Annotated in this window: 15 protein-coding genes; 4 read left to right on the forward strand and 11 right to left on the reverse strand. The window is 73.9% G+C overall.

The window, feature by feature from the left end; all coding sequences use genetic code 11:
- Positions 1–96: 96 nt before the first annotated feature.
- On the reverse strand, positions 97–774 hold the full coding sequence (locus tag Q3W68_RS15135) for an HAD family hydrolase (protein ID WP_302906032.1): 678 nt from the start codon (positions 772–774) through the stop codon (positions 97–99).
- Between the two features lie 9 nt (positions 775–783).
- Positions 784–2,937, reverse strand: coding sequence for a SpoIIE family protein phosphatase (locus Q3W68_RS15140; protein WP_302906033.1), 2,154 nt, complete (start codon positions 2,935–2,937; stop codon positions 784–786).
- A gap of 199 nt (positions 2,938–3,136) precedes the next feature.
- Here Q3W68_RS15140 and Q3W68_RS15145 point away from each other — a divergent pair, with 199 nt between their 5' ends.
- Entirely contained in the window at positions 3,137–3,994 is an 858-nt protein-coding gene (locus Q3W68_RS15145; protein WP_302906034.1) for a hypothetical protein, read from the forward strand.
- Positions 3,995–4,054: 60 nt separating this feature from the next.
- Here Q3W68_RS15145 and Q3W68_RS15150 read toward each other — a convergent pair whose 3' ends face one another.
- The gene (locus Q3W68_RS15150) at positions 4,055–4,417 is read right to left on the reverse strand and encodes a DUF6401 family natural product biosynthesis protein (RefSeq protein WP_302906035.1); all 363 of its coding nucleotides are present in this window, start codon (positions 4,415–4,417) and stop codon (positions 4,055–4,057) included.
- Between the two features lie 163 nt (positions 4,418–4,580).
- Between Q3W68_RS15150 and Q3W68_RS15155 the strand changes: the two genes are divergently transcribed.
- Entirely contained in the window at positions 4,581–5,027 is a 447-nt protein-coding gene (locus Q3W68_RS15155) for a hypothetical protein (RefSeq protein WP_302906036.1), read from the forward strand.
- A gap of 1 nt (position 5,028) precedes the next feature.
- Here Q3W68_RS15155 and Q3W68_RS15160 read toward each other — a convergent pair whose 3' ends face one another.
- The 5 genes from Q3W68_RS15160 to Q3W68_RS15180 form a co-directional block, all read right to left on the reverse strand.
- Positions 5,029–5,241: a hypothetical protein gene (locus Q3W68_RS15160; RefSeq protein ID WP_018784964.1), complete on the reverse strand. Its 213-nt coding sequence runs from the start codon at positions 5,239–5,241 to the stop codon at positions 5,029–5,031.
- A 163-nt stretch (positions 5,242–5,404) separates the two neighbouring features.
- Positions 5,405–5,665 carry a hypothetical protein gene (locus tag Q3W68_RS15165; RefSeq protein ID WP_302906037.1) on the reverse strand — a complete coding sequence of 87 codons (261 nt, stop codon included), beginning with the start codon at positions 5,663–5,665 and terminating at the stop codon, positions 5,405–5,407.
- A 101-nt stretch (positions 5,666–5,766) separates the two neighbouring features.
- The gene (locus Q3W68_RS15170; RefSeq protein ID WP_302906038.1) at positions 5,767–6,228 is read right to left on the reverse strand and encodes an SRPBCC family protein; all 462 of its coding nucleotides are present in this window, start codon (positions 6,226–6,228) and stop codon (positions 5,767–5,769) included.
- A 56-nt stretch (positions 6,229–6,284) separates the two neighbouring features.
- A complete protein-coding gene (locus Q3W68_RS15175; RefSeq protein WP_302906039.1) occupies positions 6,285–6,701 on the reverse strand; it encodes a DUF2795 domain-containing protein in 417 nt (138 codons plus the stop codon).
- Between the two features lie 57 nt (positions 6,702–6,758).
- Positions 6,759–7,826: a YihY/virulence factor BrkB family protein gene (locus Q3W68_RS15180; protein WP_302906040.1), complete on the reverse strand. Its 1,068-nt coding sequence runs from the start codon at positions 7,824–7,826 to the stop codon at positions 6,759–6,761.
- Positions 7,827–7,964: 138 nt separating this feature from the next.
- Between Q3W68_RS15180 and Q3W68_RS15185 the strand changes: the two genes are divergently transcribed.
- Positions 7,965–8,369: a ChaB family protein gene (locus tag Q3W68_RS15185; RefSeq protein ID WP_302906041.1), complete on the forward strand. Its 405-nt coding sequence runs from the start codon at positions 7,965–7,967 to the stop codon at positions 8,367–8,369.
- A 60-nt stretch (positions 8,370–8,429) separates the two neighbouring features.
- On the opposite strand, the gene Q3W68_RS15190 is transcribed toward Q3W68_RS15185, so the two are convergent.
- Positions 8,430–9,863: an aldehyde dehydrogenase gene (locus tag Q3W68_RS15190; protein WP_302906042.1), complete on the reverse strand. Its 1,434-nt coding sequence runs from the start codon at positions 9,861–9,863 to the stop codon at positions 8,430–8,432.
- A gap of 72 nt (positions 9,864–9,935) precedes the next feature.
- Here Q3W68_RS15190 and Q3W68_RS15195 point away from each other — a divergent pair, with 72 nt between their 5' ends.
- Complete coding sequence (locus tag Q3W68_RS15195; protein ID WP_302906043.1) at positions 9,936–11,528, forward strand: NAD(P)/FAD-dependent oxidoreductase; 1,593 nt, start codon at positions 9,936–9,938, stop codon at positions 11,526–11,528.
- A gap of 264 nt (positions 11,529–11,792) precedes the next feature.
- Here the strand turns inward: Q3W68_RS15195 and Q3W68_RS15200 are convergent, their stop codons facing one another.
- Entirely contained in the window at positions 11,793–12,560 is a 768-nt protein-coding gene (locus Q3W68_RS15200; RefSeq protein WP_302906044.1) for a polyprenol monophosphomannose synthase, read from the reverse strand.
- A 90-nt stretch (positions 12,561–12,650) separates the two neighbouring features.
- Entirely contained in the window at positions 12,651–13,097 is a 447-nt protein-coding gene (locus Q3W68_RS15205; protein ID WP_302906045.1) for an SRPBCC family protein, read from the reverse strand.
- Positions 13,098–13,157: the final 60 nt, after the last annotated feature.

The raw sequence follows: 13,157 nt of genomic DNA on the forward strand, positions 1-13,157 counted from the left end.
CACCCTTCGGTCGCCCGGCGGCCGGGCGGCGGAGTCCAGCAGTGCCCCGAAGCGGACCCGGCTAAGCCTGCGCGCACCGGTCGATCGGACGGCCGGTCAGCCGAGCTTGGCGATGGCGCTGTCCGGCAGGGCGTCCAGCAACGCCGCCGGGTCGTCGTAGACGGCCACCGCGCCCGCGCCCGCCAGCTCAGCCCGGCCGGTGCCGCCGCAGGTCAGCCCGATGCACGGGATGTCCAGCTTGCCGGCGGCGGCCACGTCCCAGACCGAGTCGCCGACGAACACCACCCGCTCGGCGGCCAGCCCCGACTGCTCCAGCGCGGCGACCAGGATGTCCGGTGCGGGCTTGCTCTCCTTGGCGTCGGCCGACGAGGTGACCGAGTCGATCACGTCGTCCACGTCCAGCGCGGCCCGCAGCGCGGTGACCTCGTGCTCGGCGGCCGAGGTCGCCAGCACCACCCGCAGCCCCCGCTCCGCGCAGGCGCGCAGCAGCTCCCGCGCCCCGGGCAGCGGCGCGAGCCGCTCCCAGTACTCCGCGTAGAGCGCGTCGTGCGCGTCGCGCAGCCGGCCGTCGGCGTCCCGGTCCCGCTCGGCACCGAGCAGGTGGTCGAGGAGCTTGTCCGATCCCATGCCGATGGACCTGTGGATCCGCGCCATCGGCACCCGGTGGTCGGCCTGGCGCAGCGCCTCCCACCAGCTCACCGTGTGCAGGTACGTCGTGTCGACCAGGGTGCCGTCCACGTCGAAGAGGACACCGCGGCGCTTGTCGTCGCTCATGTCGGGCTCCTACCCGGCCGGGGCGTCGCCGACGCGCGACCCGCCCGGCGGAATGAGGATCTCGAACCACACGGTCGAGCCGCGTACGGTCGGGTCGGTGCCCCAGGCGTCGCTCAGCTCCTCGATCAGACCGAGCCCGCGGCCCCGGCTGCTGAGCGTGTCGGTCTGCGCCCGGGTGACCTGACCCCGGGTGCCCGAGTCGGCCACCGACACCAGCAGCCGCTCCGCGGACAGGTCGACCTCGACGCGGGCGGCGGTGCCGGCGTGCAGCAGCGCGTTCGTGGTCAGCTCGCTGGTGCACAGCACCGCCGCGCCGATCACCGCCTCGGACACCTGCCACTCGCTGAGCTGCGCGGTCATCCAGTGCCGGACCCGGCTCGGCGCGGTCGGCTCGGCCGGCACCTCCATGCTCGCCGACCGGCTGGGGCGCACCGCGTACTCCACCGCGAGCACCGCCACGTCGTCCTCGGTGGCGCCCGGGACCGAGGCGGTCGCCACCGCGCACAGCGCGCGCGGATCGCCGCCGGCTGCCCCGGTCACCGCCGCGCCCAGCCCGGCCATCCCGGCGGCCAGGTCCTGCCAGCGCCGCTCCACCACGCCGTCGCTGTAGAGCAGCAGGGTGTCGCCCGGGCGGAACGGCACGGTGGTGGTACGCGCCCGTCCGCCCAGGCCCAGCGGAGGAGCGGGCGGCACGTCCACGAACTCGGCCACCGCCGAGTCGGGCCCGGCGCGCCGGATCAGCGGCGCGGGATGGCCGGCGCTGGCGAGCGTGATCCGCTCCCGGTCCGCCTCGATCACACCGAAGACCACCGTCACGAACAGCTCCTGGGTGCCCCCCTCGACGCCGAGGCTGGACACCAGCCGGTCCAGGCCGTCGAGCACCGCGTCCGGGCGGGAGTCGACCAGGGCGAGCGCGCGCAGCGCGGCGCGCACCTGGCCCATCCGGGCGGCGGCCTGCACGTCGTGCCCGGCCACGTCGCCCAGCACCACGCCCAGTGCGCCGGTGGGCAGCAGGAACGCGTCGTAGAAGTCGCCGCCTGCCGCGTTGCCGTCCACGCCCGGGTCGTAGCGCGCGGCGATGCGCAGCCGGGGCAGGTCCGGCAGCCGTTCCGGCAGCATGCTGCGTTGCAGCATCTGGGCGGTGCCGTGCTGGGTCTCGAAGCGGCGGGCCCGCTCGGCGGCCTGACCGACCAGCTCGGCGGACGCGGTCAGCAGCGCCCGTTCGGCCGGGGACCAGGGGCGCGGCGTCCGGTAGCCGACCGTGAGCGAGCCCCGGACCGCTGTGGTACGCAGCGGCAGCGCCGCCAGCGCGCGGATCTTCTCGTCGTGCCGGTCCGCCGCGACGCCGCGCAGCGGCTGCCCGTCGGCGGTGAACGAGGCCACGCCGCTGCGCGCGGTCACCACCGCCGGCAGCGGCGACTCGGCGGACATCCGCCGCCACAGCGGGGGCAGCCGCTCGTCGGCCTCGTCGAGCAGTTCGCCACGGATGCGGCGGACCAGCCGCCACGCGCTGCCCTCGTCCACCGCGAAGGACACCCGGTCGGCGTCGAAGGAGTGCAGGCAGTAGCGCAGCGTCACCCGCGCCACGTCGTCGAGCGTGAGCGTGCCGGCCAGCGCCGCCGCGAAGTCGCTCAGGCTCTGCAACTGCTGGGTCAGCTGGGTGGTCTGCGCCGAGACGGTGAGCACGCCGACGATGCGGCCGGTGGAGTCGCGGACCGGGCAGTGACCCCGGGTGAACACGGCCGGCTCGGCCGGGCCCTGCCGGTCGGCCGGCAGCACCGCCTCCCGCTGCAGGAACGGCTCGCCGTGCCGGTAGACCCGTTCCAGCGCCTCGCCGGCCCCCGGGTCGCGCCACACCTCGGCGAACGCCTCGGCCGCCGGCCGGCCCAGCGCGTCCGGGTGCCGGTCGCCGATCAGCTCGGCGTACCCGTCGTTGTAGAAGACCACCAGATCGTCGCCGAGGAGCAGGGCCATCGGCACCGGGGAGGCGAGCACCACGTCCGTCACGGCGCGTACCGCGGGGTCCCAGGTGTGCGGGGCGCCCAGCGGCGTGCCGGCCCACGGGTGGGCGGTCCCGGCCGCCTGCCCGCCGACGACGGGATCGGTGGGCGCTCCCGGTGCGGGGGCGGACGGTGTGGGAACCCGACCGACGGTGCCTGGCATGACCGCAGCCTAACCGGAGCGTGGCCGCCGGGTTCCGATCATGCGTCCGTGGCGGGCGCGGGTGCCGGGTGGCGAGGACGTTCGGGCAGGTCAGGGCCGTTTCGGAGGGCATGTCGGGAAATTGCCCCGGTCCGGCCCGGCGTGCTGTCCAGGCGACCGGGTATGCGGGCGGCGCAGTTCACGCGACAGGAGGGACATCATGCCGAAAACCCTCGCGGTCGGGCAGGTCGACATCAGTGCGGCCTGGACCGACTTCTGGAGGTCGGTGCTGCTCTTCGTACCGCGGGCGATCGCGTTCATCGCGATCCTCGTCGTGGGTTGGCTCATCGCCCGAGCCGTCCTCAAAATCGTGGACGCGGCACTGGAACGGGTCGGATTCGACCGCGCCGTCGAGCGCGGCGGCGTCAAACGGGCCCTGGAACGCACCAAGTACGACGCCAGCGACATCCTGGCCAAACTGGCCTACTACGCGGTCCTGCTGTTCACCCTGCAGTTCGCCTTCGGGGTGTGGGGACCGAACGCGATCAGCGACCTGATCCGCGGGGTGGTGTCCTGGCTGCCGCGGGCCTTCGTGGCGATCGTGATCGTGGTGATCGCGGCTGCCATCGCCAACGCCGTCCGGGACCTGGTCTCCGGCGCGCTGGGTGGGCTCTCGTACGGGCGGGTGCTGGCCGACGTGACGGCGATCTTCATCCTGGCGCTCGGCGTGATCGCCGCGCTGAACCAGGTGGGTATCGCCACCACGGTGACCACACCGGTGCTCGTGGCCTTCCTCGCCACAGTGGCCGGCATCCTGATCGTCGGTGTCGGTGGTGGTCTGGTGAAGCCGATGCAGGACCGCTGGGACGGCTGGCTGCACCGGGCCGCGGAGGAGTCCCGGGCGTTCCGGGAGCAGCGGCAGGCGCAGCAGGCCGGCCGTGGCGACTACGAACGGCAGCAGGCCGACCGGGGCGGGCAGCCGACGCCGGCCGGACCGCAGCCGATGTCGGGCGCGGGCACGTACCGCTCCGGCGAGGCAGGGGACCAGACGCAGCAGTTCCGTCGGCCGGGCGGCTGACGGCAACGGGTGACGGGGTGTCCGCGGGGCGATCGCGGGCGCCCCTTAGCCGTGCCCGGGTCAGGCCAGGTGGCGCGGGTCCAGTCCGCGGGCCAGCAGGCAGACCGCGAGCAGGCGGGTGAGCACCCAGTCCGGCTCGGACCAGTCCGACGGTTCGGCCGGCGGCGTCCAGCCGTGCTCGACCGCCGCGCCGCGCAGCCCTTCGGCGTATCCGGCGAGCGCCGCCACCGTGAGCGGGCGGCGGTCGCCGTCGAGGCTGTCACGTACCCCGGCGGCGTGCTGGTCGACCTCGGCGAGCAGCCCGGGGTTCGCGTAGGCCGCGGCGAGACCGGCGCTGCCGACGGCGGCGGTCAGCGTGGTGAGGGTCGTCCGGGCGGCCACCGCCGCGGAGCGGGTCGCGACCCGCTTGTTCGACACGCGCATGGTGTCCGAGGCTAACGCCGGTCCGGACGGCCCGACCTCGGCCGAGCGGCGGATACCCGGGTCGTCCGGGGGAGCGGCCGCCTCCTCCGCCGGGATTGAGTCGCCCGTGCGGGGGCAGAAGTCCGGTACGCAGAGCACACGATCGGGGCCATGGAGGGACACGATGGGACAGCCGGCCGACGGACCGGACCGGGCACACCGGCGCCCGGACGGAGTGAGTGACGCCACGGTCGAGGCGCTGGGCAAGCTCAGCGAGGCCCTGGAGTGCGTCGAACGGGCCCGCGGTCACCTGTACGAGCTGCACCAGCTCATCGGCCACGCCGACCTGATGCTCGACGACGCGGTGGAGATGTTCCGCTCCGCCGGTCATCCGGCGCTCGCCGAGCGGATCGACCGGGAACTGCTCGGCCGCAACGTCATCGCCGGGCGGTGGACGTTCCAGATCGTCGAGGACTTCGACGACGGCTACTACGCGCTCTTCCGGGAGCTGGACCGGCAGGCCCGCGACGAACTGGTCGAGGGCCGGCGGCACCTCTACGAGGCGGAGATGAAGGAGCGCCGCCGCAGCCGGGGGATGCCGGGGCACGAGGCGCGCCCCGGCACACGCTGACTCAGTCGGAGGAGCGTGCTTCGGCCGGGCGACGGCGGGCGCCGTCGTCGGCGATGATCACGGTCGCGACCATCAGCGCCACCACCAGGCTGAACAGCCAGGAGCTGTCCTCGGTGAACCGGGCGGAGACCGGAGCCTGGATCGCGGCGAGCAGGAAGCCCAGCCAGGCGAGCTTGCGCTGACGGTTGGAGAGGAAACCGGAGCCCTGTTGCATCCCGAAAGTCTTACGCGCGACAGGGGGAGTGCCGTCAGCCGTTCGGCCGATTCTGGATGGGCTGTCCGTTTTCCTGGCCGTCCGTACCGCACTTTTTGTCGCATCGGCCGAGCATGAATCCGGCGGCTGCGGGCACCGGTGGCCGGTGCCCGCAGCCGAGGTGTCACATGCTGTCCGGGCCGGTCCGCCCGATCGTCGACGGCCGGTAGGCCCGGTCCGCGTCGGTCACCTCACGCCGTTCGGCCTCCGGGCCGGCGCCCCGGTCCACCGCCTCCGGGCCGTGGCCGAACGCGGCCTCCTCGCCGGCGTCGTTGGCGGTGACGTCGTCGCCCTGGCCGTCCATGGCCGACCGGGCGACGGCCTGGTCCAGCTCGTGCAGGGGAGTACGGTCCTCGTCGCGCCACTGGCGGTCGTTGTCGGTCATTCCCCTGCGGTACCCGGACCGGATGATCGCAAACGGCCGGGCACGGCGATGGCCGCCGGCGTCACCGGCGGCCATCGAAACTCGGGTACGGGGGATGTGGCTCAGGGCGTCGGCCGGTCGACCGCGCCGCGCCAGGCGCCGGTCTCCTGGCCGCGTCGCTCGATGAACTGCTTGAACCGCTCCAGGTCACCCTTGGCGCGCCGGTCGACCACGCCCAGCTTGTCGCCGGCCTGCTCGACCACGCCGTGCGGCTCGAACTCCATCTGGAGCGTGACCCGGGTGTGCCCCTCGTCGAGGCGGTGGAAGGTCACCACGCCCGCCTGCTGGGTGCCACCCGTGGAGCGCCAGGCCACCCGCTCGTCCGGCAACTGCTCGGTGATCTCGGCGTCGAACTCGCGCTTCACGCCCGCGATCTCGACGGTCCAGTGGGTCATCGTGTCCGTGAGCTGCCGGACCTCCTGCACGCCCTCCATGAAGTGCGGGAACTCCTCGAACTGGGTCCACTGGTCGTACGCGGTCCGGATCGGGACGTCCACGTCCACGTGCTCGGTAACGCCACTCATGTCGGGGTTCCTCCTGTTCCGCTGGGTGTCTACGTACGGGCCGTGGGCCGGCCCGCTCACCAGCGCGTCGTCTCGTTCCGGTGCCCGAGTGCGGCCCACACCTCGGAGATCGTCTGGTAGCGGGTGCCCTCGGGCAGGGTCTCCAGGGCGGCGACGATGTCCGCCGGCGCCTCGTTCTCCTGCGCGTTGGCGATCAGCGTGTCCCGGTCGCCGGGCAGCGCGGCCATGCCGATGAAGCGGCCGAGACGGCTGCGCTCCTCGACGTCCGCCGAGCTCATGCCCTTGGGGGCGCCGGTACGCAGCTCGCCCGCCGGGGCGGTGGTCGCCTCGGGCTGGTCCTCGCCGGACGGCTCGGGCTGGCGGAACTCGTCGACCCGCGCACCGCCGGTGCCCGGTCCCTGGACGAGTCCCTTGACCTCGCTGCTCATCTGGTCGTCGACCCTGGGCGAGTGCTTGCTGCTGCCTCGTTCCATGCCTGGGGAGATGCCCCGGGGGGCCGCCGGTAAACCGGCGCCGGTTGGGAGAGCCGGTCATCCGGGCGGCAACCGGTTGGCCGTCTTCACGCCGCCTGACCTCTCCGCGTCGTCCTTCTCCCCGTCCGACTTGTCCTCGTCGGCCCTCTCGTCGTCGGCCGGGGCGCGGGGCGGCAGCACCGGGTCGTCCGGATCCTCGACCCCGGCCTGCATCGCCCGCCCGCGTTGCAACTCGGCGTTGACCTGGACGCCGAGCATCAGCGCGCAGTTGGACAGGTAGAGCCACACCAGGAACGCGATGGCCGCCCCGAGACTGCCGTACGTGACGTCGTACGAGCCGAAGTTGGCCACGTACAGGCCGAAGCCGAAGGAGGCGAGCACCCAGGCCACGAGCGCCAGCGCGCCACCCGGGGTGAGCCAGCGGAACCGTGGCTGGCGCACGTTCGGCGCGATCCAGAACAGCAGCGACAGCAGCGTCATGGCGACGACTGCGAGCAGCGGCCACTTCGCCACCGACCACGTCGTACGGGCCGCCGCCCCGGCGTTCACCAGGTCGCCCACCGCGTCGGTGACCGGGCCGCTGACGATCAACCCGGTGGCCACCACCGCGAGCAGCACGATCGTCACCGCGGCCATGCCGATCTGCAGCGGACGCAGCCGGTAGAACGGCCGGCCCTCCCGCACCCCGTAGATCGCGTTGGAGGCGCGGGTGAACGCGCCGATGAACCCGGACGCCGACCAGAGCGCACCGAGCAGACCGAAGCTGAGCAGCACCTTCGCCGAGCCCTGCTGCTCGACCACGTTGCGCACCACGCCCACGAACGCGTCGTTGCCGACCACCGAGCCGGCGCCGATCTCCCGGGCCAGGTCGATCACGGTGTCGACGGTGCGCGGGCCGTCGGACACCAGGCCGACCAGCGCGACCACCACGATCGTGGACGGGAACAGGGCCAGCACTCCGTAGTAGGTGAGCGCCGCCGCCCAGTCCGCGCAGTTGTCAGTGACGAAACCCTTGCCGCTGCGCACCAGCACGCCCCGCCAGGTGCGCCAGTTGAGCTGGCGGATCCGGCGGGGGAAACGGGACCGCGTCCGGGTGCCGGCCGTCTGCGGTGTCGTCACGGTCATGTCCGCCTCCTCCAGGCCCCGCCGTCGGGCGTGGGCGGGCGGTACCCCCGGGGGGAAATCGACAAACCGGGTGCCGGTTTGCCCGCCGGGCGGGAGGGAACCACACCAGACACCAGATCGAGACTCCAGGAGGACGAGATGCCCGGGCGCGAGGTACTGCCCAGCACGCTGCGGCGCTCCCCGGCGAAGGCGCAGCGGACCTGGGAGAAGGCGCACGACTCGGCGGTCGAGACGTACGGCGAGGGGGAGCGGGCGCACCGCACCGCCTTCGCCGCGGTCAAGCACGAGTTCGAGAAGGTGGGCGACCACTGGGAGCCCAAGGGCCGCAAGGGGCCCAGCGACAAGCAGGCCGAAGGCGGCGGCCCGGCCCGGCGCGCGAACACGGCCGGCGGGGTGGACGCCAACGCCACCAAGGACCACCTCATGGACGTGGCGAAGAAGCTCGACGTGCGTGGCCGGTCCCGGATGACCAAGCCGGAACTGGTCAAGGCGATCGAGAAGGCGAACAACAACGCGACCCGCAAGGCCCGCGGGGGTCGCTGACCCCTGGGGGTACGCGTCGAGCCCGGGACCGCCTCGGTCCCGGGCTCGCTTCGTGCCGTCTCACCAGTGGCCGCCGCCCGGTGCCTCCAGGTGCACCGCCTTCACGGTGCTGAACTCGTCCAGCAGCTCCGGGCCGTACCCGAAGCCCTGACCGCTGCCCCGGCGCGGCTGGGCCGCGCCGCCGGGCGCCCCGCCGAACACCGAATTGATCTTCACGGTGCCGACCGGCAGTTCCCGCCAGGCGCGCTGGGCGTGGCTCATCGAACCGGTCAGCACGGTGGCGGCCAGTCCGTACGGGGAGTCGGCAGCGCAGCGCAGCCCTTCGCTGAACGAGTCGACCACCACGACCGGGGCGACCGGCCCGAACGTCTCCTCGCGGACCAGCACCATGTCGTGGCGGCAGCCCTCGACCACCGTGGCGGGGTAGAACGCGCCGGGCCCGTCCGGCAGCACGCCGCCGGTGCGTACCCGGGCCCCGTCGGCGAGCGCGGCGGTGACCTGCCCGTGCACGTGGTCCCGGTGCCGCCGGTCGACCAGCGGCGCGAGCTGGGTGCCCGGGTCACGGCCGGGGCCCACTGTCAGCGCCTCGGCGCGCGCCACGAGCGCGTCCAGGAAACCCTCGGCGACGTCGCGGTGCACGTAGATCCGCTCCACCGCCACGCAGATCTGGCCGGCGTTGGCGAAGCAGCCCAGCGCCGCCTGTTCGGCCGCCCAGACCGGGTCGACGTCGGCGTCCACCACCAGCGGATCGCTGCCGCCGTTCTCCAGCAGCACCTTCGCCCCGGTACGCGCGCCCGCGGCGGCGATCGCCCGGCCGGTGGCCGTGGAACCGACGTGGGCGATCACGTCCAGCTCCTGCCCGGCCAGCGCGGCGCCCACCTCGCCACCGCCGGTGAGCAGCGACAGCACCCCGGCCGGCAACGCCGAGTCCAGCGCGCGGGCCAGCAGCCAGCCGGTCGCCGGGGTCCGCTCGCTCGGCTTGTGGACCACCACGTTGCCGGTGACCAGTGCCGCGCCGAGCAGGCCGCAGGACACCGCCACCGGGTCGTTCCACGGGGTGATCGCGGCGACCACGCCGCGCGGCTCGGGAGCCATGAAGTCCAGCGCGTCGTGCGCGCCGTGCAGCGTCCGGCCGCCCCGCACCGGGCCCAGCTCGGCGTACTGTCGCAGCGTGCCGACGCCCGCCGCCACCCCGCCCCGCGCGTCGTCGAGCGGCTTGCCCATCTCCGCCGTGGTCGCCTCGGCCAGCTCCCCGGCCGCCGCCTCGACCGCGTCCGCCGCCCGGTGCAGCGCCGCGGCCCGTTCCGCGGGGGCGGTCGCCGCCCACTCCGCCGCCGCTCCCCGGGCCGCCTCCACCGCCTTGGCCACCTCGTCGACGGTGGCCACCGGCGCCCGCGTCACCGGCGACCCGTCCGCCGGATCGTGGACGACCAGCTCGCCGCCCTCGCCTCCGGCGCCCCACACTCCACCAATGAGCTGCGCAACCGTGTACATGCGGCCATGCTTGCCCCGGCCTGGGCGGGACAAACGCGTTTCGCCCGGTGACCGGCCGGGTAGGCGGATCCGATGACCTCCACCGCAGACGCCGTCGTCATCGGGGCCGGGCACAACGGGCTGGTGGCCGCGAACCTGCTCGTGGACGCCGGCTGGGACGTCGAGGTCCTGGAGGCCACCGAGGCGCCCGGCGGGGCGGTCCGCTCCGCCTACGTGACCGCGCCCGGTTACCTCAGCGACCTCTACAGCTCCTTCTATCCGCTCGGCTACGCCTCCCCGGTTCTCGACGGGCTGGGCCTGGAGCGTCACGGCCTGTCCTGGACCCACGCGCCGGACGTCCTGGCGCACCTGCTCCCGGACGGGCGGGCGGCGGTGGTCAACCGCGACCTGGACGTCACAGCCGCCTCGCTGGAGGCGTTCGCCCCCGGCGACGGGGAGCGCTGGCGGCACGCGTACGACGACTGGTGCCAGGTCGCGGAGCCGATGCTGCAGACCATCACCACCCCGTTCCCGCCGGTACGCGGTGGGCTGGGCCTGTTGCGGCAGCTGCGGGTCGGGGGCGCGCTCCGGCTCGCCCGCCGCCTCGTCCTCCCGGTCCGCAAGCTCGGCGCCGAGCTGTTCGAGGGCGAGGGCGGCACCGTCCTGCTGGCCGGCTGCGCCCTGCACACCGACCTGTCCCCGGAGGAGGCCGGCTCCGGGGTGTACGGCTGGCTGCTCGCCATGCTCGGCCAGCAGGTGGGCTGGCCGGTGCCGGTCGGCGGCGCCCAGCGGATCACCGACGCGCTCGTCGCCCGGCTGGTCGAACGGGGCGGGCGGATCACGTACGGTGCCCGGGTCGAGCGGGTGCTCACCGCCCGGGGCCGGGCGATGGGCGTCCGCACCGCGGGCGGCACCGACTGGCGGGCCCGGCGCGCGGTGCTCGCCGACGTGCCGGCGCCGGCGCTCTTCCTCGACCTGGTCGGCGCGGCGGCGCTGCCGCCCCGGATGGTCGAGGACCTGGCGCACTTCAAGTGGGACGGCTCGACGCTCAAGGTCGACTGGGCGCTGTCCGCGCCGGTGCCGTGGAAGAACCGCGACCTGGCCGGCGCCGGCACCGTGCACCTGGGCGCAGACCTCGACGGCCTCACCACGTACGCGGCCGAGCTGGCCCGCGGCGAGCTGCCCCGGGATCCGTTCCTGCTGGTGGGGCAGATGTCGGTGGCCGACCCGAGCCACTCACCGCCCGGCACCGAGTCGCTCTGGTCCTACACCCACCTGCCGTTCCGCCGTAACTGGCGGGCCGAGGACGTGGCGGGGCACGTGGAGCGGATGGAGGAGGTGCTGGAGGCGGCGGCGCCGGGTTTCCGGGCGTCGATCGTCGGGCGGCACGTGGCCGGCCCGGCCGATCTGGAAGCCGCCGAGCCGAGCCTGGTCGGCGGCGCGCTGGGCGGCGGCACGGCCGCGGCGTACCAGCAGTTGTTCCTGCGGCCGATCCCCGGCCTGGGCCGCGCCGACACCCCGGTGGACCGGCTCTACCTGGCCAGCGCCTCCGCCCACCCCGGCGGCGGCGTCCACGGCGCGCCGGGGGCGAACGCGGCGCGGGCCGCGCTGGCCCGCGACCGGGCCGTCACGGGCGCGGTGTACGCCCGGACCATCGCCGCCGCCCACCGCACCGTCTACCGCTGACCCGACCGCATCCTCGCCAAGGGAACCGCCACTGCCCGGCACGCGAGATCGGCCGCCCACATCCCGGGAGCGCCGTAGATCTTGGTACGAAAGTGCCCCTATGGGGGCCGTTTCCTACCAAGATCTACGGGCTCCCCGCGGCGAGGTGCAAGCGGCATCGGCCGACTGCGCCGACCGGGCCGACTGGTAGGTGGCGAAACGACCGCGCCCTCACGTGCTGTGACAATCACGCAGCGTGAGGGCGCGGTGGAGTTGCGGGAGCGGTCAGGTGTCGAGGTTGCGATGCCGGCTGCGCAGCTTGAACGGCATCAGCGCGCTCTCGATCTTCGTGGCGGTGGTCATCTTCGAGTCGCCGTCGCGGCGCTCCTCGAAGCGGATCGGCACCTCGAGGATCGTGTGACCCAGCTTGGTGGCCAGGTAGTGCATCTCCACCTGGAAGCTGTAGCCGTTGGACTGCACCCGGTCCAGCCCGATCGCGCGCAGCGCGTCGGACCGCCAGATCTTGAAGCCGGCGGTCAGGTCGCGGATGCGTACCCGCAGCAGCGTGTGCACGTACAGGTTCGCCCAGCCGCTGAGCGCGCGCCGGTACAGCGGCCAGTTCTCGTCCAGCTCACCACCGGGCACGTAACGCGAGCCGATGACCACCGACGCCTGGGTGGACAGCAGCGCGCCGAGCATGCCCGGCAGCGCCTCCGGCGGGTGCGACAGGTCGGCGTCCATCTGCGCGACGAACTCCGCGCCGTCGTCGAGCGCCCGGCCGATGCCGTCCACGTACGCCCGGCCGAGACCCTCCTTGCCCGGGCGGTGCAGCACCGTCACCCGGTCCGGGTGCTCGATGGCCAGCTTGTCGGCGACCTCGCCGGTGCCGTCCGGGGAGTTGTCGTCGGCGACCAGCACCTTCAGCCCCGGCAGCGGCAGCGCGAGGAGGCGCTCGACCAGCACCGGGAGGTTGCCCGCCTCGTTGTAGGTCGGAACGACGACGGTCAGGCGCGCATCCCCCCACGGGGAGGGTAACTGCACGGGTTCGATCATCACGGACATCCTCGGTCAGCCGACAGGTTCACCTGAGAGGGTAGCCAGTCCCTCGCGCGGCAGCCGCACAGACGCCCCGCCACCGATCGATCACCGCTCCGGCTTCTGCCTTGTCGCGATGTCGGACAGCCGCGCCAGCGTCTCCCGGTTGCGCAGGTGCAGCACCAGGTCGTTGAGCTTGGTCCGGACCCATCGCAACGGCCCGGCGGCGAAGTCCTCGCCGATCGTCACCCGGGTCCTGCCGCCGTCCAGCGGCTCCAGGGCGAACGCCACGATCGCCTCCCCGGCCGGCCACAGCCCGGCGCGCAGCACCAGCCGGTGCGGCGCCTGGCACTCCAGCACCGTCGACTTGTCCTGCAGCGAGAACGGCCAGGGCCCGGCCCGGTGGTGCAGGTTGCTGCCGACGCGGGGCCACGTGTCGTCCACGTCCCGCACGTGCGCGGTGCCCACCACCCAGTCGCTGTACGTCCACCCGTCCGCGAGCACCTCGAAGACCTGCTCCGGGGGCGCGTCGATCACTTTCTGCACAACCGCCATCATCGAGCGGTACCCCGGCGCGGGCCGTCGCTAACGGCCGATCCGGGTTAGCTTCTCCGG

Origin of the sequence: Micromonospora sp. C28ISP2-4 (assembly GCF_030519385.1) — a bacterium.
Taxonomy (GTDB): domain Bacteria; phylum Actinomycetota; class Actinomycetes; order Mycobacteriales; family Micromonosporaceae; genus Micromonospora; species Micromonospora tulbaghiae.